Genomic DNA, 21851 nt, shown 5'->3' with positions numbered 1-21851 from the left:
CAGCGCCTCCTTCTGCTCACAGCAGCTTCACCAGCATTGTAATGAAATGTGCGGACGGCTCAAGAAACAGCTGGGCCAGCAAGGTGCCGAGAAACCGGGAGCCCATCAGCAGGACGTAGATTTTGCCTAGCTGGTCGCGGTATTCAATGTTCTCAATCGCTTTGTGAGTAATGAGGCCCAGCTGCGGGTCAATGAAGATTGTCAGCAGGATGGTCGCCATCCCGTTGATCAACCCCGATGCCTGGGAGGCTGTAGTGCTGAATGCAGGCACTAGATGGGCAGCATACAGCGAGGCGAGCACCCCTACCGTATAGAACGCGGTGACGAAGATATTCAGCACAATAAACCGTTTGGGGATGCCGAGGTATCTGAAGCTGTACAGCTTGATTTTTGGCTTCCTTATGTACTTTCGGGTGTTCTTAAGCTGGCCTATGGTCACACTCCCCAGTAGCTTGGGCAGCGAGCCCTCAATCTCCAGCCTGGCGATAATACGCTGAAACAGGCCGACAAAGGTCGGAAAAACCGCGATCGCCAGCAGAGTGCCGAGCGAAGAAGCCAGCAGGATAATCCGCAAATAGTTCTCCAGCGGAAATACAGGCCCTCCGTTGGAATTGACGGTATTGGCATAATCGACAAACTTGGCGGTGAGCGGTGCCTGTACCATATTCGCCGTGCGGGAGACCAGCACGATAATCCCGGTCAGCGACAGGGCAATCGCAATTTTATTCAGCCGGACTCCGGCAAAACGCACCGAATAGGACAAGGTTTCCGCAGTGTGGATGATCATCGTCAGCAGGCATACTACAATTAAACTATTTGTCATTCAGGCTTCATCTCCTTTATGGTGAAATCGATCCCTCCCAAACCCTCCCTTCCAAGGGAGGGCCCCAAAGGGTTGCACCCTCTGGACACCTGCAAGCTTGGCGAATGAGCTTGGCGGTACAGTGATTAGGGGGCTGGGTGGTAGGAGCGCTTATCCCTGCGGGACCGCTTGGACGTCGCAGGGTATGGCCGCTATCCCTGCCGGGATGCACGGCCGAGGGCTAAGGTCAAAGGCGGGCTGTTCCTTCGGAATGCGCAAGATCTTAAGGGCAAAGGCGGGCTGTTCCTTCGGAATGCGCAAGATCTTAAAGGCAAAAGCGGGCTGTTCCTTCGGAATGCGCAAGACATTATCTTTATATAAACCTTATTCCCAAGAAAAGTAAATCATAATTTTCTCTACATAAATAAAAACAGACACCGGATGAAGGTGTCTGCTCTATAACTTACTGAACATCTTGTTCAAGCTTCGCTCATGCGTAAGAGCTATCTAAATGTTGCCGGTGGATGAACATTCCGCATGATCTGCGCTTTATGCCCGTACCGGCGGCTGGTAAACGGAATCGGGGACAGCGGCTGATAAACAGGGGCGTGGCAGGCTATAACTGTATTCCGTGCAGCTAAAGTCGCGGTTTGGGCGGCTGATTCAGATATAGCTGCATTTCGTACAGCTATATTTGCTCATTTAGACGTTTTAGAGCATTTTGCCGAAAAATAAATGTACAAAATACAGCTAAAGTTGCTCAGGCCCAGTATTTACCTGAAATAGCTGTACTGAATGCAGTTAGCAGCGGCGGCGAGCAGCGGCAGCAGTTGGCGGCAGCGAGCGACAATAGCAGCGGCAGCAGTTGGCGGCGGCGGGCGACAGTAGCAGCGGCAGCCAGTTGGCGGCAGCGGGCGACAGTAGCAGCGGCAGCCAGTTGGCGGCAGCGGGCGACAGTAGCAGCGGCAGCCAGTTGGCGGCAGCGGGCGACAGTAGCAGCGGCAGCCAGTTGGCGGCGGCGGGCGACAATAGCAGCGGCAGCTGAAGCAGCGAATCCGCCAAATCATAAAAAGGCTGTCACACACGCAGTTTGGTGTGTGACAGCCTTTTTATCGATTCCTGTGCCACTGGCAACGTGGCCTCAGGATACCTTGTTCCAGCGCCAGAACTCGCCGAATTTCACCGGCACCCGCTTCAGCTTCCCGGCAGCCTCCAGCGCGGCCAGCTGGCTCAGCGCACCGGCCTGGTCCAGATCCAGCAGCACTCGCACTTCCTCTGTACCGAGGAACCCGTATTTCTGCATCGTCTGTTCCACGCCGAGCTCTACCGGCTGGCGCTCCAGACTATGCCCCGCCGCCTTCTCCAGCAGCTGTACATATTGCTCATACGGGCGGATGCCGGACTGGGCATACCCTTTGCCTGCAGGCCCCACGAAGATCAGGGTAGGAAATCCGCGCACATTATAGCTGCGGCCATCCTCCATGTCTTTGTCGAAGGCTATCCGGGCCGCTTCACTGTGGAAGTCGGCGAGGAACAAGCCGGTATCCAGCCCGACTTCTCCGGCGGCCGCCAGCAGATGTTCCTCCTTAGCGATGTTGGTCTTCTCCAGAAATACCATCTCACGGATGCGGCGCAGATAAGCTTCAGCCCGCTTCTCGCCTTGCAACTGAGCCGCCTTATAGGCAATGGATGGCGGATAGGAGGAATCCAGCGGGTCCTCCAGCCAGACGTCGCCGTCCATCGACATGTTGAAATGGCGGGCAATTTCCTCCCAATGTCCGGCTACGTCGGAAGGCTTGGAGATTCCGTTCCCGGCATCGCTGAACGCCTGCCAGCCGGGAAGCAATCCGCCCATGCGGTACTCCAGCTTAAACTGGCTGCCATATTCCTCCTGCAGCTTGCGGATCGAAGGCTCCAGCGCCCAGCAAGCCGAGCAGATTGGGTCGGTGTAATAGATCACGCTTACTTTGGGCGGCTCCTGAATCCATATCTCTTCAGCACCATTGTCTTCTTGTGGACTGCACAGGCCTGTCTCCAGATCGCAAGACACGTTTCCCATTTCCTCTGCTTTCATGTGCATCTCCCTCGTTAGTTGTCCTGGTCAACCTTACATCCCATTTTATATACTATATTATGTATAGCGACGGAGGAATAGTATCATAACTACATTTATTAATCAAGCTGCTGTTTGCGCGTTCGGAGATAGCCGTCAGCGGCGAACGTTAGCAGAATTCCTACCGCATACCGGAGCAAATCGATCCACAGAAACCCTTTTCCCAGAACCAATGCCCCCAAGGTCGTGGCACGTAACCCATTGATCCAGTCACTCTGATAGAGCTGGCTGAATTCGATCCCGAAGCTCAGCAGCAGACTTAGCTTCAACGCAAGGAGCCGGCTTCGGTCCACCAGCAGCACACGGAACATCAGGTAAACCATACTGGCCCACAGCGCATCTCCCGCATGAGCATGAACGAACTCCGGCAGCAGACCGCCAAACTTCCTGGACCCTAATCCCAGAGCCATAACCAGCAGCGTGAAGCCCGCGTACACCGCTCTATTTGCCCACATCATATTCCCCTTGGGGCTGCTTCGCACGAAGCAGGCCAAAGACGCTCAACCCTAAGTAATTTCAAATCATCCAATTCCAGCTTATAAATATCGGGTTTGGAGGTTTGTGCGAAGAATGCATATCCATATTCCTGATCAAAGTAATTCAGAATGATTGTCATAATATTGCCGTGCGTACCTACTGCGACCTTTTTACCTTTATACTGATTGATTATCTTCTCTATGAGCGGAATGACTCGCTTCTGAGCCTCCAGCGTGCTTTCTCCACCCTGCATTTTATAATTCACATCGCTAAAAGAACGCTCTATCCCCCGCAGAATTTCTTCATGCGCAATCTCAATCTCCGTGCTTACGATCGCTCTTTCCCTGAGTTCCTCATACCTATGAATCTCCTGATTTAAGGCTTCTGCCAAAAAAGAGATTGTATCTATAGCCCTTTTGTAAGGGCTTGATATCAGCAGCGCTATCTCCTCATTCATCAAAATATCACTAATTACTCGCGCGTCCTTCAGCCCCTGCTCTGACAGCCCCCTCTTCAACTCTTCTCCTACAACGAATGGTGAAGCGGCATGCCGCACCATATACAAAGATGTTATCATGATTCCCCTCTTTTCCTCTCAATGCCTCTAACTTCGCTTACAGCTCATTTTTCCAGAACACAGCAACCCCAAGCTCCTGCTCTTCAGGAAACTGCTTCTTCCTCAATTCCTATAGCCCGCAGACATATTCGGTCCTTGCCGTCTCCCCGCTCGGCAGCATTGCAGCCTGGATGTATTTACCTGTATTTTAGCAAAAAAAGCCTCCGCGCACCCAGAATTCGGATGCCGGAGGCGGAAAAAAGGACTGCTCTGCTTTATGATTTCCCTTTGCTGCTGGCCAGCTTGATGATCATAACGACAAGAACGAGCAAGGATATGAGCTGATCGGTACTCATGCGTCCGCCTCCATTCCCACAAGGTGTAGGATGGCTCTTCGGACAATCGCGTCTCCTCTCCCAAAAAGACGTGCTACGCTCCCCACTATCAGCCTATGAGCCTTAGGGAGGGGATATGCCAATCAGCCTTCACTTGGCTCCAGTTCTGTCTGCCCACTCCGCCGCGTGCGCCAGGTCCACAGCAGATCGGCGGCGAACAGCAGCATGAAACCCGGCGCTGTCCAGTTCCATACCGGCTGAACCAGACGGTACAGCCAGCCTGCCAGCGGCTGCAAGCCAAACAAGCAGGCGGCTGACAGCCCCCACCAGTAGAGCGAGAACCGCAGGCAAATATGACCCTGCAGCTGATAAGGCATGGCAGAGTAATCCCACCACTGCTTGCGGAACAAGGTCTTCAGCAGCCAGCCGCTGGCATATTCAACCGCCGAAGGAACCAAGAGAGCCAGCACCAGGAGCAGAGGCAGCGGCCATCCGAGGTCCTTGCAGGCCAGCAGCAGTACCGGAGCGAGTCCATACATTGGCTTAAACGGACCTTTCAGGAATCCTTCCTTACGAAAGGTTCCCGCTGTGTACAGTTGATAGGAGCCTTCGAGCACCCAGCCCAGAAAGGAATACAGCATGAAATAGAAAAAATAGGAGCCCGCGGCAGCCACCGCGTAACCCTCCTGTGTAATTACAGCTGTAGTGTTGATAAGTTCCGCCTCCAGTTCATAATGTCTGCAATAATGCTTCGCCGACTATTATGCCTTGGTGCGGACAGAGATATGCGTGCGGGTGGCGCATGAACCTCAGCAGTGCCAGTGCTGAACGGCTGTGTGGGTCGCCTTCACAAGTAGAAACGGCTTCGCCGTCCTCTGTAAAGCATATGCTTCCGAAGCAGCGATACTACGTATCGCTTTCAGGCATCCGTTTCTGCGAGAAATAGAAGGATAATTGATGGCGTGAAACATATAAATTCTTAATCTTTACATAAAAAACGCCCTCATCATGCCCAAAGGCATGCGAGAGCGTTACCTGTCTCATGTACTCCTCTACAGTTCTGAGCCGTTCCCGTTAATCCTTGGGCAGCGGGTCAGGATGCGCAGTCTGGGCAGGCTTCGCCACCCATTCATCAGCCTCCGGCTCAATATCCACCCCGGCTTCCATCTTCTTCTGCTCCGCCAGAGAATCGTCGTTCTTATTCTCTTTATTGCGGATTTCCGCTTCATTCTGAATAGAATCGCTCATTGTGAAACCCTCCTTCAAATGGACTATACATGATTCGTTACCTAGTTATAGTTACCCGTTAAGGTCAATCGCAAACATAGCTAACCCATGCATATCCGTGAAGCGGACTTCGGTTACGGATACATCAGCCAGGCGACAAGCGGGCCAATCACGGAGCCTACCACCGCACAGACCGTCATAGCTACGGAACTCATCGAGACAGACTGCTCGCCGTACTCCAGCGCTTTGGCTGTCCCCAGGGCATGGGAGGCTGTACCGAAGCCGATGCCGATCCCCACCTCACTGCGGATTCGGAACAGCTTAATGATATATGGGCCGCCAATGGCCCCCGTAAATCCGGCAACCATCACGAAAACGGAGGTCAGCGAGGAATCCCCGCCCAGACTGTCCGAGATTTGAATTGCCACCGGCGTGGTAATCGATTTGGGCAGCAGCGAGAGCACATAGCTTTTGGAGAAGCCTAGTCCGGCCGCCAGCAGCAGCCCGCTGAACATGCCCACCAGCAATCCGGCAATCGTTCCACCCAGAATGGCGGGCAGATTCTGCACAAGCACATGGCGCTGCTTATACAGCGGATAAGCCAGTGAAACCACGGCAGGCCCCAGCAGCTGGTTGATCCATTGACCGCCGATCATATAGGTATCATAGGGGATTTTGAACCATAACAGGATGGCAACCACAGCGGCAGTAGCTGTCAGCGCAGGGATCAGGAACGGAAGGTGATACCGTCTGTAGATCACGGACATCATCAGATAAATGGCAACATTCAGCAATACAATTCCGGCAGCAAGCATTACCATCAGATTTCCTTCCCCTTCTCTATGCTCCTTCTGCCCAGCCAGCGGCTCCGTCCGGGATGCCTCCCGTTAAGCGTGGCAAGCCATTGACTGGCATGTGCGGCTGCCGCCATCGTCAGCACACTGCTGATGATCAGAATCAGGATGAGCAGCAGCCCTTTCCCGCTAAAAATATCCAGATGGTTCACAATGCCTGCCGTTGCCGGAATAAAGAATAACGGGAGGTAGGACATTATAGTGACAGAGCCGGCTTCAATCCATTTCAGCGGCACAATTCTGCAGAGCAGCAGGACAAACAGCAGCAGCAGCCCCACGATGCTTCCCGACACCGGAAGGTGCAGCAGCCTTTGCAGGAAGTTTCCGGCTTGGAAGAACAGGTACAGCAGGATCACCTGGGCGATGATGATAATGATTTTTTTCATGAGTCAGAATCCCTTCAATCCGTTAGATAGTAAGAACCGGCCGAAATGCCGATCCCTCTTACCTTATCAGAATTTTCATGAAAATTTCAATGATTTTTCGAAGCTTATATGAAACTTGCTGACACACAAAAAACCGCACCGCAAGAACCCCGGGGTTCTTGCGGTGCGGCTAGGCTATATGAGATCAGCAGGAGATCAGACCCACTGAATAATCTCTTCGGAGGATTGGCGCGACTTGGGACGCGGCTCATTCAGGCGGTAACCAAAGGCTGCCATCACGGAGATCCCAAAATGTTCCGGGTCCATAATGCCTTCTTCCGTCAGAACCTGCTCGATCCGCGCTTTGTCAAAACCTTCAATCGGGCAGGAATCCACACCAATCTGTGCAGCGGCTGTCATCATATTGCCCAGCGCCAGATAGGTCTGGCGGCAGCCCCACTCAAACATAGCCCTTTCATTGTGGGCAAGCGCAAAATCAACCTTCAAAAACTGGTCATACACTTTGCCTCTCCCCGCAATTACCTCCTCCGGCAGCTCATGCACATCCTGCATCATATGCTGGATATATGCGGAATCCGCCATCATATCCTGGGGAAGTCTGGCCAGAATCAGCACGAAATGGCTGGCGGTCGACAACTGCTTCTGCGCTCCCCAGGCGTGAGCCCGCAGCTTCTCCCGGATTTCTGGATTCTGCACCACGACAAACTTCCAGGGTTCGAACCCGAAAGAGCTGGGCGACAGCCTTCCCGTCTCCAGAATGAAGCGGAAATCCCGCTCTGGGACGACCCGGCTGGAATCAAATTCCTTGGTGGCATGACGGAAGCGGTAAGCGGACAGAATCTCTTCCTGCTGCTGAGTTAAAGCTAAGGTTTGCATATTAATACTCCCTTCCTGCGATTAATTTTGAGTTTGACGTACTGTCTTTCACACGCTTAATATTAGAATATAGATTACGTAAATTGAAGTACGCACAATAATGTGGTGTAGTATACAAAATGATACTAAGGGAGCTGAAGCACTATGCGCAACCGTAAAGGCGGTTTCGGGAATATCCAGGGCTGCGATAAAGCAGCCTGTCCCGTCGAATATACACTAGATGTGATCGGAGGCAAATGGAAAGGCATTCTGATCTACCATCTCATGGATGGCACGAAACGCTTCAACGAATTCCGCCGCATCTGTCCCGGCATTACCCAGCGGATGCTGACGCTACAGCTGCGTGAACTGGAAGAGGACGGGGTTGTCCACCGCGAGGTGTACCATCAGGTGCCGCCCAAGGTTGAATATTCCCTGACTGAGTTCGGGGCCACACTGATTCCGATCATCCTGCTGATGAAAGACTGGGGCGAGGTGTACACAAATAAACAGCTTTCCGTGGAAAGCTGCCTGGAGAAGGAACTATGATGTTTACAGATCGGTAGAATCCTTCTGGGCCGGCGAATCTCCGAAAAACTCTTCAGCCTTGTGGCGGTGCTCATCTGTCACTTGGCCGGACAAAGCCCTGAACCCAGCTGCGATAATGGCCGCATCATCAGTGAGGCCCAGACCCACAAACACATCGGGAATGGCATCCACCGGTGCGATGAAATAGGCCAGTGCGCCGAAGGCAATGCCTTTGGCCCAGAGCGGCGTTCTGGCATCAAGGGCACAATAATACATCGCTATCGCTTCGCGGGTAAAGGGGATTTTGCCGGCAAAGGCCTTGGTCTTGGACCAAAACTTCTTCTTCACCAGCTTCTCATTCTCCACGCTGTAAGGGATTCCCTGCACAGCTGTTTCTACCGCCAGCTTCTCCTCATTCTTGTCCATTAGCCAATTCCCTCCGGTCTCTATCAATCTCACTCTTAAATTAACCGCAAAGACATGTCCCTGAATCCTTGGGCACCCTACGAAGCGGTGTGTTATGTTGGGCTGTCAGTTGTAACCCCTGCACTAATTAAGAGTCCAGCCAATCCTCTTTCAGCAGCGTTTTGATTAGCTCCACATGGCTATTTCCCAGCTTATCGATGATTTGCTGCTCTAATTGCTTTTTGAGAATCAGCATTTTTTTATTGCACTCTAACCCCTTAGAACTTAGAACGATATGCTTATCGCGGTTATTCCCCGCAACATCTACAGCCTCCACATAGCCTTGTGACAACAGACCTTGAATACTCTTATGCGTTCCTTGCCGCGAGATATTAATTATTCGGCTTATTTCAGAGATAGAGAGCATTTGCCGAGCCTCAAGGACAGCCAAAATATGAGATTCGGTTTTATTAATACTATCCGGGTACAGTTCAGTCACTCTTTTACGTAAAGCCAGATGTTTTTCGCTAAGCAAATCAATCAGATTCATTTCCTGCAAATTCTTGTTCATCTGAACACTCCTGATAGCGTTTTCTATAGTATAAAGCATCCGATAACATTGTCAACTTGGTTGACTTTAAAAAAAGATCTGTGATATTGTAAACCAGGTGGACAATACAGAGAAAATAAGGAGTATGAGCATGGGAAGAAACAAAAGAGAAGGATTTATTTTTACGCTAATCATGTGTGCATTAATGGTATTGGGAATGAGCATCTATAATACTTTGCTAATGGAAGGATGGTCGACTGCAGTAGTACAAAAAGTGATCATCGGCTACCTTCCCGCCTTCATCGTCGCTCTAATCCTGGATGTGTATGTAGTAGGTAAAGTCGCCAAAGGCATTGTACGTAAACTGACTAAAGAATCCGATCCTATGATCAAAAAAATTCTGCTTATATCCTCTTTTATGGTTATGGGTATGGTCATGTTTATGTCCCTGTATGGCGCTTTGCTCCATGTAGGCTTTACTGCAGAATTACCCATGGCTTATCTCGCTGCACTGGGTAAAAACTTTATTTGTGCTTTGCCCCTGCAGCTGATTCTCGTGGGTCCTCTGGCCCGGTTTATATTCACCAAAATCATTCCTACACCTGTGCCGAATTGAAAAAAAGGCATCAATTGTAGTCACTTACAGCCGATAAGAATCATTCTTATACAGGCATTGATCCTGCTTGTAAGTTTAAACAGCCATCCTGGAAGGGTGGCTGCTTGAAGATCATTTGGTTACTGCTCAAGCTTAAGGATAGCTATGTTTGACATCCTTAACAAGTTTTCTGCAGGAGATACGGTTACATCACAAGCTGTTGCATACCATACCTGCGTTTATACATCTTTTAGGAGGAGATCGAAACTACAGCAGCGTCTGCTTACCGAGATACTTCTGCATAAACTCTACCGCCAGGCGGTTCTGATATTCACTCACTTCATGCCCGGAGAACGGATAGTCATTGATCTCCTTATAGGATTCGATTCGGTTGTACGCAGCGTAGATGGTTTCCGGCATACAGACCATATCCTTCCAGCCTACCGACATCAGCACAGGGGCTGTAATGCGTCCGGCCAGATTGACAATATCGAAATAGGACAGGTTCTCGAACACCTGATCCATCCGGTCAGGGAACCGTTTCACATAATCGGCCACTTCCGTCAGCGAGCTGCTGGAGTTCAGCACTCCGAAATCGATGCGGCACAGGTTGGGAATGTCGGCGACTATGGCAGAGATCCGCTTGCTGAGCGCTCCCGCCAGCAATGCGATTCCGCCGCCCTGGCTGCCGCCGGTGATGCCGATCCGCGCCGGATCTACTCCAGGCAGCTGGGCTGCAACTTCAACGGCACGAACGGTATCCATGGCAATCGCCATGTAATAGGAACGTTCCTTCTCCATAATGCCTTGGGTGATCCAGCCCTTCACCGCGCCGCTCTCATAGGGCAGCAGATTGCCGGTCTCCCCTTTCTGGCCGCGTGCATCCACGGCGAGTACGGCATGTCCGGACAGCAGCCACGCCGAATACCGTTCGGGATAGCCGCGGTCACCTGTGTAGCCGGGAAAAGTAACAATCAACGGCAGCTGCTCCGTTGCAGCCGCATGGCCTGCCGGTTGAATATGCCAGGCGTAGATCAGCGTGTCGTCGAAACCTTTGAAGCTCACCTTGCTTACGCTCATTCCGGGATACGGGGTCTCTTCAGGAACAATGACTAGCTCCAGCGGCTTCTGCTCATATTCCGCCAAGGCGTTGTCCCAATAATGATTTGCCGTTTCGGCATCCAGTGTAGCTGCCGGACGGCAATTCTCCAGCTCCCGCTTGCGTAATTGAATCGTGTTCATAGTCTTATTCTCTCTCCTCTGAGACCTGTCAGTGATTTGATGAAACTTCCAGCTGTTATTATACAGAACATTGCTTCTCGTTTGGCAAAAAAGTACAATAAGTATTATACTGCTTTGTGGATATGAAAGCGCTATTAGTTCTATTTGCATTCATCGGTTGTTGATTATTACAAAGTTAAAGGAGCTGTTATCCATCAGTTACGGAACTCTGGCCCATACCGCAGGCCACCTGCCTTTGAAAGAGCTTACAGCGGCACTGCAGAACTACAATATCGAATTCGTACAGCTGGCCTTATCCAAGGCTATCGCCGACATTGATCTTTCACCCGGCAAGCTTAGCCCCGGTCTCGCCAGCCATATCGGAGAGCAATTCGACAAAGCGGGCATCCGTATCGGAGTCATGGGCTGCTACATCAACCCGGTTCATCCCGATCCGATCGTCCGCCGCGCCGAAATCGACCGTTTCAAGGAGACGATTCGCTACGCACGCCAATTCGGCGCACCCATGGTCGCCACCGAGACCGGAGCCTTAACCACCTACAAGGAGCTGGACCCTTACCGTTATGAGGAAATCGGCTGGGAAGCGCTGAAGTCTACCATTGAGGAATTGGCTGAGGAAGCAGAGAAATGGGGAGTGTTCATCGGATTGGAGGGCGTAAGCCACCATACCCTGTCTACCCCGGACAAAATGCGCCGCATCCTAGATGAGGTTCCCTCCAGTACCCTTGGCGTCGTGCTTGACCCCTGCAATCTGATCGGTGAAGCGATAGAAGAGCAGGACGCCCTCGTTGACAGCTGCTTCAAGCTGTTCGGCGACCGTATTATTCTCGCTCATCTGAAGGATATCTACCAGGAGGGCAGCCGGGTATATCATGGACAAGCCGGAGCCGGCTTGTTCCACAGTGCAGACTTCCTGCGTAAGCTGCATGAATACAAGCCGGGCATTGACATCTCCCTGGAGGACACTCCCGGCCCTTACATCAATGAAGCTGTGGCCCGGCTGAACCGGATGTTCAGTATCTAGCCCGGCCTAATTCCTGCCTAACCTACCAACCCACTGAGCAGCTGGACAACTGCTCAGTGGGTTTTTTAATTTGGCAATAGTGTATGAATCTTTACAACTTCCCTATCAGTCGTAATGCTTCCAGTTCAACAAATGCCTGTCCGTATCCTGCAGCAGCTTGGCGGCATAGACGATCTGGCCGGTATGGTAGGAATAGTGCTCGGTAGCCCCGATCAGAATCTTCTGGATACTCCAGGTGTAATCATTCATCCCCGCCTCCGCTGTATGGCGAATTGTAACTCCCCGTTCCAGATCATCTTGCGTCAGCGCGCGGACCACTTCCCGGCTCTCCTCTCTTACTTCCCTCAGCTGACCCAGCAATTCCTCCGGCGAATAACCTGACCGGGTCAGGAATTCATCAGGACGATTCCGCTTGAAAGGCCTGCCGCCAATCCCGCTGACCAGATGCTGGTATTCGCTGCCTGCTATATGCAGACATAGGTTGCCTATCGCATTCATCTTCGGCCTGGGGCGGTACCATACTTGCTCTTCTGACAATCCGCCAAGCGCCTGTTCCAGATAACCCAGTGACTGGTCCAGTCTTCTCAGACATTCATCAATGATTTCACTCATCACTGCTTCCTCCTTTGAATTGGGTGAGTAAGGGTACAACTTGAGCACCGGAATCCGGTACTTTTTTGTTCTCTATGAATAAATTAGCAAGTAGGACGCAGTTTGTCTATTCAGTTTACAACTCTCCAGAAGGGAAGCGGTCGCAGAATTTGTGACACAGACTACCCACCACCTTCCCCTGCCCGTCGGTCTGCGGCGCAAGCTTGGCGGAATCTACAGCAGATCCCGCAAGGCTTAGGCTTCTATGGACGCAAACCTGTCAGCCTGGTGTTTCCGCGGAAACGTCAGGCTTTTTATCACTGCAATCCCTGGGCGAATAGTTTACACTGGAGTTATCTATACTAATGCTGCAGGAGGTGAGCCCTATGAACCACAACCAAACTACAGGACCGCAAGAGCTTGAATACAAGTATATCGTAAGCGGGGATTCGATCTCCAAAGGTGTCGTCTATGATGAAGACCGCAGCAAATATGTGATTCTTGAAGACAATTATGTATCCCTGCTGCAGGGCAAGCTAAGTGGAGCGCTGCGCAATACCGCCCGTTTCGGCAATACGCTGCTGAAGGGCTTAACGAATCTCAAAAGAGATGTGCTGAAGGAGAAACCGGATGTTGTGCTGATCGAATACGGCGGAAATGATTGTGATTTCTACTGGAAGGAAATCGCTGAGCATCCGGAAGCCGAGCATAATCCCAAGACGGATTTCAACGCTTTTGAGCAAATGCTGCATGATATGATTGACTTCCTGCGCAGCCAGCAGGTGATGCCGGTCTTGATGAGCCTGCCGCCGCTGAATGCCGAGAACTATATCAAATGGGTCAGCCAGAGTAGTCCGGATACCGAAGCCATTCTGCTCAAATGGCTAGGCAGCGTGACCAAGATCTATTGGTGGCAAGAACGCTACAACTCGGTAATCATCAAGGTCGCAGAGAGGACCAAGACCCGCATCATTGATGTGCGCGGCGCATTTCTGCAGCATCCCGACTTCACCCGGTTTATCTGCCGTGACGGCATCCATCCCAATAAAGAAGGACACCGGATCATTTATGACAAAGTCATGGATTACTTCAGCCATAGCGAACCTCAGTTGCTGCTGAACAGCTCTGTATAGGCGATCCCTCCCAAACCCTCCCTTCCAAGGGAGGGCCCCAGAGGGCTCTGCCCTCTGGACACCCGCAAGTTTGGCGAATGAGCCTGGCGGTACGGTGATTAGGCGGCTGGGGTGGAAAGAGCGCTTATCCCTGCGGGACCGCTTGGACGCCGCATGGGCTGGCCCGCTATCCCTGACGGGATGCGCGCCCTAAGGTCAAGGGCGGGCTGTTCCTTCGGAATCTGCAAGATCTTAAGAGCAAGAGCGGGCTGTCCCAGTAACCATGAAATGGTTGCTTGGGAAAGCCCTTTTTTCTTTGCGTAGGATTAACTGGCATTCTCTAATTATAGGCTTCCCCCGGCAAAAATCCACATTTTTCCTAATCAGCTACCCAACTCCTCATACTCTGCTCCCAGCAGATTACGAAAATAATTGCGGTTGTACAGCATGCTCGGATGCCCCGGATTCAGCTGCAGGGCAGTCTCATTATGACGATTTGCCCGCGGGTGCTGCCCCAGGCGATCATAGCAGAGGGCCAGCTGAAGATGTCGCAGCCAGGTGGCATAAGCCTCATTGACGATCCCCATTGAAGCTGTCTGCGGCGGAAGCTGCAGCGCCAGCTCATACCAATAAACGGCCTGCGGCAAGGCCCCCTGCTCCAGCAAATATCCGCCAAACCAGCAACAGAACTCTGCCCGCGGCGTGTCATATTGCAAGGTTCTGCATAACGCCTCCGCCGTTCCTTGCTTATCCCCCTGCCGCTCGCGGCATTCAGCCAGCTTCAGGCAAGCCTGCAGGTTGTCTTCCACCCAGCCTGCCCCACCGGCCAGAAACCGCTCATAATATTCGCAGGCTTGTGCATCCTGCCCATGGTCTCTTAGCTCATTGGCATAATAATATTGGTCGCGCGGCGAGAACACCTCCCCCTTACCCATTCATTAGCATTCGCATGTACTGCGCTGCTATATAAATATGTAATCTTTGCAGATTCGCACCTCTGGCTCACTCCCGTCAGGCCACCCAATTCAAATTATTGTTGTATAGTAAGAAACTTTTCACCTGGATAAGGGGTCAGATAAGTAGAACCAAAGGAGGGGCAGGATGTCCGACCAGCTAAATGAACCTACGACGATGAACGCAAGCACACTGAGAGAATTAATGAATACGTATGGCGAAGATGTGTGGAATTATGCTTATTTCCTGTCCCGCAGCGGGGCTGTAGCTGACGATATCGCCCAGGAAACCTTTATAAGGGCCTACAAACATATGAATTCCTTCCGCGGCGAAGCCAGCGTCAAGACCTGGCTGCTGCAGATTACCCGCAACCGCTGGTACACCTACCGCAACAGCGGATTTATGAAACGTGTAATCCTGAAGGAGCAGCCTGAGCCTGGAGCGGCGGTCTCGGCAGAGGACGCTTTTCTGGAGCAATCCTTGAGCGGCGATATCTGGCGGCTGGTCCTTCGGCTACCCCGCAAGCACAGAGAGGTACTGATTCTGCATGCCCACTACAACCTGACAATGGAGGAGTTAGCCCTGACACTAGGGCTATCCTTGTCGGGAGCCAAATCACGGCTGCTGCGGGCGAGAAAACAGGCCAACGAATGTTGGAATAAGGAGCTGGAGCGGCTATGAACAAGAATGAAGTGGATTGGGACAAGGAATTGAAGGGCGAACCCTTCAGCAGCAAACATTTCACACCGCAAATGCAGCAGCAGGTGGAGCAAAGGCTGGAGCAGAAACGGAAGTTCTCCTTCACCAGATGGAGTCTCGCCACTGCGGGCTGTGCCCTTATGGTAGTCGCCTTGTGGCTGGGCTACAGCCACTTGAGTGAGCGGGCAGTGGTTCCGCCGCTGGCAGAGCAGGCAGACCCCGGCATGGATACTGACACTCCAGCCGCTGTAGGATGGCTCTCTTTTCCGGTAGCGGAAGGCGGATCAGAGAAAGTCCGAGTGAAGCTAAACCATGTGATGGCAGAGGTGTATACAAGTGGTGAGGTTTCCCGGAAGATTCACTCCCCCGCCAAGCAGCTTCCGGCGATGACGTTCCCACTGCCCAAAGACGTGGAAGGCCGTCTTGAAGCCACCTGGGTGACCCGGCCCGATCTCACCACCAGCTACCTGCTGCTGGCTCCGGCCGGGTGGGCCGCTAAGGTTAGTATTGCCGAGAACGGCTCCTACGGCGTAACCTTTCAGGACCCGGATAACCCGGCTCAGAGTCTAAAATACACGGACAATAACTGGGGCTGTGCGGGCTGTGCCATTGGCAGTATCGGCAGCTATTTCCCAGATCAAGCGTCTTGGGCGGATGGCATGGGCTTCCCTGTTTACGAGCCGCTGGCCTTTACGAAACATCAGCTGCTGGGTGAATCGGGCGCCGATTCACGCACCGCCAGATACACGTTGGAGCTGAACGACCAGGGAATCCAGCATCAAGGCGCAGCCTATTATGATGTCGGAGAGTGGGGATATTTGTTCAGGCTGCTAGAAATGAAGCTGTCGCTGCAATTCTCCCAGAGCGAGCTAGTGGAAAGTATCCTGGGATTCTTTGCCGCCAACCACGGACCGTTGGCCATTCCCGGAGCCGAGGAGGATCAGGCTAATGAAGAGTATACGCTGAAGGCGCTGAAGAGCGCGCTGGAGGAGCAGGGAATGGAATTGACTGCCGTAGGACAGCACGAAGAGCACCAGTTCAATAAGAAGCTGGCCGGGGTCTGGCCGGATGAGCTGCTGGTAGATGAAAGTAAATCGGCGGATATGCATGAGCGTTTGTCCGTATATGCTTACGGCAATGCGGAGGAATGTGCCGCAGGCCTGGAAGCGCTGAAGCTGGAGATCAACCGTACGACCTACGATGGCGGAGCGCGTATTTATCCGCATGTGTTCCGGGGCGCCAATTTCCTGGTGGCGTATTGGACCAGAGGCAACAGCGAGGTGGCGTTCTCCTATGACAGGACGATCAAGCAGACATTGAGAAGCTTCGAATCCTGATGGAAGGGTTCTGCAGCACCCTGGCGTCCTGTTTTTACACAGACGCGGGTGCTGTTTTTTGTTATAATCAATTCAATTCGTAATTTATGAATTGAGAACTTGCTAAAGGGGACGTTTACTTTGCCAAAGATCATCAAGACACTAACCATTGCCGGAAGCGACTCCAGCGGAGGCGCAGGCATTCAGGCTGATTTGAAAACTTTTGAGGAATACGGCACCTACGGTTTCAGCGCCTTAACGACCATTGTCACAATGGACCCCGACCAAGGCTGGCACCACAATGTGTATCCGATCGATGCCGCTATCGTTGCCGAGCAGCTGAAGACAGTGTTCGCCGGCGGTCCGGTGGATGCAATGAAGACCGGCATGCTGGGCAGTGTGGAGATTGTACGCGTAACTGAGCAAGCCATTCGGGAGAACCTGCAGGCCAATGTAGTCATCGACCCGGTGATGGTCTGCAAAGGTGAAGACGAGGTGCTGAATCCCGAGAGCGCCCAGGCGATCCGTGATCTGCTGCTGCCACTGGCAACCGTAGTTACGCCTAATCTGTTCGAAGCAGGAGTTCTTTCGGGACTCGGCAAGCTGTCTACTGTAGAGGATATGAAAGAAGCGGCACGCCTGATTCATCAGCTTGGCGCACATAATGTTGTGGTCAAGGGCGGCAAGGCCCTGGGCGGTGACATGGCCATCGACATCTTCTACAATGGCACGGACTACACCGTCTTCCAGACAGCGAAGATTGAGCCAGCCCACAACCACGGCGCAGGCTGCACCTTCGCCGCTGCGATTACCGGCGGTCTCGCTTGTGGTCTGAGCGTGGATGAAGCGGTGGCAAAAGCCAAGGATTTCGTATCCGCCGCCATCCGCAACGGATTTGCATTCAACGAATATGTAGGCCCTGTCTTCCATGGCGGTTACCGCCTGGAGCAATAAGAGCGGACAAGCCTTAAGCAGATCAAGTAGAAACGGCTTCGCCGTCCTCTGTAAGAGGCGGCATCCGTTTCTGCGAGAAATAGAAGGATAATTGATGGTGTGAACCATATTAATTCTTATATTTAAGCAAAAGAGTAGGCCCATCTCATCGACACGGGCCTACTCTTTTGCGTTCACAACCGTCAGAGGCTGCCTGTGAATGGCGGCTTGGCGGAATTTTTGCTCATCCCATCCACCCGCCGATTTAGCTGCGAAACCGGTTGCTGCTAGGTCTCGGGATGCGTAGAATATCAAACATTAAGCTCCATGGTGGCTTCCTAAGTTCGAAACTAGTATTTAGTTGCAAAAGCGCATCTAATTTCCGTTTTTTTTGCATTTTGGAGGAAATAGATGCAAAAAGGCATCTAATTTCGTCATTTGAGCGCATCAGAGTCGATTTACTCGAAATCAGTTGCAGTTTCGCACTTATTTGCCTGCTGAGATGAGTTTCAACTGAATTTAGTTGCACTATCGCATCTAATTGCTCCAAACGTTCCAAAGCAAACTCCCTAGCCTCGCCAGCACCTAAGTAGTAACAACCTCGCATCTAATCCCTCTGCAAAGTAAGCTCAGCACACCCGTCTAACTCCCCACTGAACCCAACAAGTAATCAATGTTGTTGTGGATGGATATAAGCGCGGCAGCGTAATGAAATGTTCCTATGTTGTGATGTATTGTGATGTGTTGTGATCAGATCAGCTCCTGGCGCGCCTTCAGGTACCTGTATAGCACGCAGCCTGACACGGCGCAGATCAGGGCGCATAAGCCGATGAATCCGTAGCCGGCCTGAAGGCCGCGCAGCAGGCCTAGCTCACTCCCGCTGCCGTAGCTGCGCTTGATTCCGCTCGTAATTCCGCCGATTGCGTAATTGCCGATTACACTGCCTACCCCCATCAGGGTAACGGTAAAGGTAATCGCGGTATCGCTGCCCTTGGGATACCTGCGGGCAATAAAAGCCATGACCGTCGGATAAATCGGGGCGATCCCGATCCCGGCGGCAGCGAATAGGAATGCCGCAGGCTCCCCGCCCAGAATGGCGGCAAACGTACACAGCGCTGAGAAGGCCGACAGCAGAATCAAGGACAGGTTGAAGCCGATTCTGTCGGTCACCGGGCCGAGAAACAGCCGTGCGGCAGAGAAGCACAGGAAGAACGCCGACAGCATGCCCGAAGCTGCGACGGTGTCCCAGCGGTATGCTTTTTCCAGGAAATTCACCAGCCAGCCGCCCACCGCCAGCTCCGATACCACCCCAAAGGTCAGGATTAGCACCAGCAGCCACAGCGCGGGGTCCCGCACCAGCGTCTTGAGCGGAATCCGGTCGGCTTCCGCCAGATCATCACCGGGGAAGGAGCTGAGAAACGCCGGAATCATCGGCAGCACCGACAAGCTCAGCATAATTAGATACATCCATCTCCAATCAAGCAACTGCCCGAACAATGTCACCGACATCAAGCCCGTGGCAATCATCGGCGCAACCGTTGAACTGAGGCCATAGAAGAAATGCGACAGATTCATCATCGTGCCGGTATTGCGCACAAAGATCCGCGCGCCTAGAATCGCCAGCCCAATTTCCAGCATCCCGTTGCCAATATACATCACGAAATACGAGGACGCGAACAACGGATAAGTGCGCGACATAAAGATCAGAATTCCCGATAACACCATCGAGCCAAAAGCCATTAGCGTTACCGCCTTGATCCCCCACTTGCGGACCAGATAAGCCGTGAAGGAGCAGGCAATCAGATACCCCAGCGCGTTCAGCGACAACATCGTGCCGAGCTGCTGCTCATCCAGATTGAAATCAAATTGAATCCGCGGAATGGCCGGACCTTTGATATTCTCCGAGAAGCCGAAAATAATAAAACCCAGGAAGATCGTTGCCAATTGCATGATATATACTCGATTATTGCCGCCCAGACGTTTGCGCATTTCTGAAATACCCCTCTTATTTCCCAATATGATTGTTAGATATCAAGTTCACATTGTATATCATACCGATTCAGGGCTTAGAATGCACGCTAAGATATGAACGCCAAAAGCCACTAATTATGCTCTTCTATACTGTTTTCTTCGCGGCCATGAAATAATAGATGGGCAGTCCGAGCAAAGTGATTCCGATCCCAACCAGCGAACGGACCGGATCGCTTATCACCGTGCTGACTAGAATGTATCCTCCGCCCACCACACCGATAATTGGTGTAACCGGATAGAACGGCACTTTATATCTGCCTTTCTGTGGCGGCATTTGCTTGCGCAGCAGGAACACGCCAAACACACCCATTGTGAAAAAGATCCAGAGCACGAACACCAGCAGATCGGTCAGCGTATTGAACGTCCCCGAGAAAATGTAGATCACCGCCAGCAGCGCCTGAAAGATCAGAGCGTTGGCAGGTGTCCGGAACTTGGGATGAATTCTGCTAAGTACGGCTGAAAAAGGAATCTCGCCCTTCTCCCCCATCGCCTGAGGCACGCGAGCCGCTGTCATCAGGTAGCCGTTCATCGCACCTAACACCGAAATAATGATACCTGCCGTAATAAACGCCCCGCCCCCGTTGCCGAACAACGCTTCCGCCGCATCCGCACCCGGAGTAGTCGAAGCCACAATGGATTCGTAAGGAAGCACCTGGAAGATCGCCAGATTAAACAGCACATACACCACGATTACAAAAATAACACCGACCGTAATGGCCCGCGGCAGCGTGCGCGCAGGGTCCTTGATCTCACCCGCCATATTAGTCACGCTGATCCAGCCATCATAAGCCCACAACGTACCCAGGATCGCAGCGCCGAAGCCGGCCCCGGACACAGTAGCTGTTATGCCGCTGAAGCCGGGAGCCAGATCGGAGATCAGCCCAAAGGCGACAATACCTACTACTGGAATCAGCTTGCCGATGGTTGCGATGGTCTGGATCATCCCGCCGAAGGTCGTGGAAATGACGTTCATGGCCAGAATGAACAGCAGAATAAATACCGCGAGCAGCTTCTGCTGTATCCCGTTCATTGGCAGGAAGAAATTGGAGTAGGTGGCGAAGGCAATCGCCAGCGCAGCAACGGAGGCTGGATAAGAAATGACCGCCTGCACCCAGCCGAGCAGAAACCCGGCAACATTGCCGTACAGCTCTCCAAGATACGTGTACAGCCCACCCGATTTGGGAATGGCGGCGGCAATTTCTGCCACTGACAACGCGGAGGCCAGGGTGATCACGCCGCCTGCTACCCAGGCAAGAATACTCAGCCAGGGGGTGCCGGCATTACTCAGCACAATACCCGGCTTCAGGAAGATGCCCGATCCGATAATCATCCCTACCACAATGGCCAGAGCCTGCACAAATGTGATGGATTTCGTTATTGTTGTGTTCTTCTCCATAGATTTCAAAATGACCCTTTCTCTCTGTAAGTTAACTAACATAATCATGCATAAATATACTTTACACTATGCATCGACCCTTGATTGTGAATTAAATTACAGAGAGCCTAGCCCTCAGCTGATCAGCCAGGTTAATACGTCCGCTCTGCGTTCACCCAGCAGACGCCGGGTGCTCTGCAAGCGAACTTCCAGCAGAGATGTGGCGGTAGACAGCGGTTTGGCGGCGAATTGGCGGTTGAAGCCCGCGATCCAGCCGTCCAACTGCTGCAATAATTCCTGCCGGACAGATTCTGTTGCAGCAGTCTCCAGCATGCCCAGAAGAATATCCAGCTGCTCCCACTTATTCAACGAGCCAAGTACCCGCAGCGTATTCCGCAGCACATGTAAGGACTGCTCCCTAGTCGCTATTGCCGATAGTTCCTGTTTTGGAATCAGGTAAGGGATACACCCCAGCGCCTTGGCAGCCGCCCGCGATACGCCCGGGTGCTCATCCTGCAGCTCCTGCAGAAACAGCCCCAGATAAGCTTCAGGCTGCAGTCGGGACAAACCGTGGATGACGGCTTTACGCACCGTTACAGACTCCCCGTCGGCATAGGCTGCAATGACCTCGGCAACCTCCGCTGTCCCTGTCTCGCCCAGACCATATAATGCCGCTGCCAGTTGCCCGGTCGGACCGTTCCAGACTGCATCCAGGTAGAATTCTGCGAAATCACAGGTGATGTCCTGCTACCGCAGTCCCAAGCTGAACAATGGGGCAGATCTGCCCGTTCATTCCGCTGGGCCTCCACCCTATTCATAGAAACCGGATTGGATTTAATCCCTTTTTCCATGTTGCAATATAAAGTTAAACTGTATATAGTATAACTATAC

The 21851-nt window shown here is 52.4% G+C and carries 25 protein-coding genes; 8 read left to right on the top strand and 17 right to left on the bottom strand.

The annotated features are described in order from the left end of the window. Positions 1 to 16 precede the first annotated feature (16 nt). Entirely contained in the window at positions 17 to 823 is an 807-nt protein-coding gene (locus B9T62_RS08360; protein WP_087914834.1) for a lipid II flippase Amj family protein, read from the bottom strand. A gap of 880 nt (positions 824 to 1703) precedes the next feature. Here B9T62_RS08360 and B9T62_RS08350 point away from each other — a divergent pair. Continuing rightward, positions 1704 to 1847: a hypothetical protein gene (locus tag B9T62_RS08350; RefSeq protein WP_169834354.1), complete on the top strand. Its 144-nt coding sequence runs from the start codon at positions 1704 to 1706 to the stop codon at positions 1845 to 1847. 96 nt (positions 1848 to 1943) lie between these two features. Here B9T62_RS08350 and B9T62_RS08345 read toward each other — a convergent pair whose 3' ends face one another. The 8 genes from B9T62_RS08345 to B9T62_RS08315 form a co-directional block, all read right to left on the bottom strand. Then, the gene (locus tag B9T62_RS08345) at positions 1944 to 2876 is read right to left on the bottom strand and encodes a DsbA family protein (RefSeq protein ID WP_211296430.1); all 933 of its coding nucleotides are present in this window, start codon (positions 2874 to 2876) and stop codon (positions 1944 to 1946) included. Between the two features lie 98 nt (positions 2877 to 2974). After that, positions 2975 to 3373, bottom strand: coding sequence for a ribosomal maturation YjgA family protein (locus B9T62_RS08340; protein WP_087914830.1), 399 nt, complete (start codon positions 3371 to 3373; stop codon positions 2975 to 2977). Continuing rightward, positions 3370 to 3969: a histidine phosphatase family protein gene (locus B9T62_RS08335; RefSeq protein ID WP_087914829.1), complete on the bottom strand. Its 600-nt coding sequence runs from the start codon at positions 3967 to 3969 to the stop codon at positions 3370 to 3372. The genes B9T62_RS08340 and B9T62_RS08335 overlap by 4 nt, the downstream gene beginning before the upstream one ends. Before the next feature lie 457 nt (positions 3970 to 4426). Then, entirely contained in the window at positions 4427 to 4957 is a 531-nt protein-coding gene (locus tag B9T62_RS08330) for a putative ABC transporter permease (protein ID WP_245864394.1), read from the bottom strand. 400 nt (positions 4958 to 5357) lie between these two features. Then, complete coding sequence (locus B9T62_RS39915; RefSeq protein ID WP_169834353.1) at positions 5358 to 5531, bottom strand: hypothetical protein; 174 nt, start codon at positions 5529 to 5531, stop codon at positions 5358 to 5360. 113 nt (positions 5532 to 5644) lie between these two features. Continuing rightward, a complete protein-coding gene (locus tag B9T62_RS08325; protein WP_169834352.1) occupies positions 5645 to 6331 on the bottom strand; it encodes an LrgB family protein in 687 nt (228 codons plus the stop codon). Beyond that, on the bottom strand, positions 6331 to 6750 hold the full coding sequence (locus B9T62_RS08320; protein ID WP_087914827.1) for a CidA/LrgA family protein: 420 nt from the start codon (positions 6748 to 6750) through the stop codon (positions 6331 to 6333). The genes B9T62_RS08325 and B9T62_RS08320 overlap by 1 nt, the downstream gene beginning before the upstream one ends. Before the next feature lie 195 nt (positions 6751 to 6945). After that, a complete protein-coding gene (locus B9T62_RS08315) occupies positions 6946 to 7626 on the bottom strand; it encodes an NAD(P)H-dependent oxidoreductase (RefSeq protein ID WP_087914826.1) in 681 nt (226 codons plus the stop codon). A 144-nt stretch (positions 7627 to 7770) separates the two neighbouring features. Between B9T62_RS08315 and B9T62_RS08310 the strand changes: the two genes are divergently transcribed. After that, positions 7771 to 8154: a winged helix-turn-helix transcriptional regulator gene (locus B9T62_RS08310; protein WP_087914825.1), complete on the top strand. Its 384-nt coding sequence runs from the start codon at positions 7771 to 7773 to the stop codon at positions 8152 to 8154. 3 nt (positions 8155 to 8157) lie between these two features. Here B9T62_RS08310 and B9T62_RS08305 read toward each other — a convergent pair whose 3' ends face one another. Together B9T62_RS08305 and B9T62_RS08300 are read right to left on the bottom strand one after the other, a co-directional pair. Continuing rightward, entirely contained in the window at positions 8158 to 8559 is a 402-nt protein-coding gene (locus tag B9T62_RS08305; protein ID WP_087914824.1) for a YkvA family protein, read from the bottom strand. 127 nt (positions 8560 to 8686) lie between these two features. Beyond that, the gene (locus tag B9T62_RS08300; protein ID WP_087914823.1) at positions 8687 to 9109 is read right to left on the bottom strand and encodes a MarR family winged helix-turn-helix transcriptional regulator; all 423 of its coding nucleotides are present in this window, start codon (positions 9107 to 9109) and stop codon (positions 8687 to 8689) included. A gap of 130 nt (positions 9110 to 9239) precedes the next feature. Between B9T62_RS08300 and B9T62_RS08295 the strand changes: the two genes are divergently transcribed. Then, entirely contained in the window at positions 9240 to 9704 is a 465-nt protein-coding gene (locus B9T62_RS08295; RefSeq protein ID WP_087914822.1) for a DUF2798 domain-containing protein, read from the top strand. Between the two features lie 246 nt (positions 9705 to 9950). Here B9T62_RS08295 and B9T62_RS08290 read toward each other — a convergent pair whose 3' ends face one another. Then, complete coding sequence (locus B9T62_RS08290) at positions 9951 to 10925, bottom strand: acetylxylan esterase (RefSeq protein WP_087914821.1); 975 nt, start codon at positions 10923 to 10925, stop codon at positions 9951 to 9953. 160 nt (positions 10926 to 11085) lie between these two features. On the opposite strand from B9T62_RS08290, the gene B9T62_RS08285 reads away from it, so the two are divergent. Further along, entirely contained in the window at positions 11086 to 11949 is an 864-nt protein-coding gene (locus B9T62_RS08285; RefSeq protein ID WP_245864393.1) for a sugar phosphate isomerase/epimerase family protein, read from the top strand. Positions 11950 to 12054: 105 nt separating this feature from the next. On the opposite strand, the gene B9T62_RS08280 is transcribed toward B9T62_RS08285, so the two are convergent. Then, positions 12055 to 12561, bottom strand: a complete 507-nt coding sequence (locus B9T62_RS08280) for a DinB family protein (RefSeq protein WP_087914820.1) — start codon at positions 12559 to 12561, stop codon at positions 12055 to 12057. Between the two features lie 365 nt (positions 12562 to 12926). Here B9T62_RS08280 and B9T62_RS08275 point away from each other — a divergent pair, with 365 nt between their 5' ends. After that, positions 12927 to 13673, top strand: a complete 747-nt coding sequence (locus tag B9T62_RS08275) for an SGNH/GDSL hydrolase family protein (RefSeq protein WP_087914819.1) — start codon at positions 12927 to 12929, stop codon at positions 13671 to 13673. A gap of 362 nt (positions 13674 to 14035) precedes the next feature. Here B9T62_RS08275 and B9T62_RS08270 read toward each other — a convergent pair whose 3' ends face one another. After that, complete coding sequence (locus B9T62_RS08270) at positions 14036 to 14587, bottom strand: tetratricopeptide repeat protein (RefSeq protein ID WP_087914818.1); 552 nt, start codon at positions 14585 to 14587, stop codon at positions 14036 to 14038. Between the two features lie 166 nt (positions 14588 to 14753). Here B9T62_RS08270 and B9T62_RS08265 point away from each other — a divergent pair, with 166 nt between their 5' ends. From B9T62_RS08265 to thiD, 3 genes are all read left to right on the top strand, one after another. Beyond that, positions 14754 to 15287: an RNA polymerase sigma factor gene (locus tag B9T62_RS08265; RefSeq protein ID WP_087914817.1), complete on the top strand. Its 534-nt coding sequence runs from the start codon at positions 14754 to 14756 to the stop codon at positions 15285 to 15287. Beyond that, entirely contained in the window at positions 15284 to 16642 is a 1359-nt protein-coding gene (locus tag B9T62_RS08260) for a DUF4850 domain-containing protein (protein WP_087914816.1), read from the top strand. The genes B9T62_RS08265 and B9T62_RS08260 overlap by 4 nt, the downstream gene beginning before the upstream one ends. Positions 16643 to 16762: 120 nt before the next feature. Further along, a complete protein-coding gene (gene thiD, locus B9T62_RS08255; protein WP_087914815.1) occupies positions 16763 to 17575 on the top strand; it encodes a bifunctional hydroxymethylpyrimidine kinase/phosphomethylpyrimidine kinase in 813 nt (270 codons plus the stop codon). Positions 17576 to 18304: 729 nt separating this feature from the next. Here thiD and B9T62_RS08245 read toward each other — a convergent pair. The 3 genes from B9T62_RS08245 to B9T62_RS08235 form a co-directional block, all read right to left on the bottom strand. Next, on the bottom strand, positions 18305 to 19543 hold the full coding sequence (locus tag B9T62_RS08245; RefSeq protein ID WP_087914813.1) for an MFS transporter: 1239 nt from the start codon (positions 19541 to 19543) through the stop codon (positions 18305 to 18307). A 127-nt stretch (positions 19544 to 19670) separates the two neighbouring features. Further along, entirely contained in the window at positions 19671 to 20981 is a 1311-nt protein-coding gene (locus tag B9T62_RS08240) for an APC family permease (RefSeq protein ID WP_087920190.1), read from the bottom strand. 114 nt (positions 20982 to 21095) lie between these two features. Further along, positions 21096 to 21551, bottom strand: a complete 456-nt coding sequence (locus B9T62_RS08235) for a HEAT repeat domain-containing protein (protein ID WP_087914812.1) — start codon at positions 21549 to 21551, stop codon at positions 21096 to 21098. Between the last annotated feature and the right edge of the window lie 300 nt (positions 21552 to 21851).

Source organism: Paenibacillus donghaensis, from assembly GCF_002192415.1.
GTDB classification, from domain to species: Bacteria; Bacillota; Bacilli; order Paenibacillales; family Paenibacillaceae; genus Paenibacillus_AQ; species Paenibacillus_AQ donghaensis.
The sequence above is the reverse complement of the archived record's forward strand: the minus strand, read 5'-3'. Positions and strand labels throughout refer to the sequence as shown.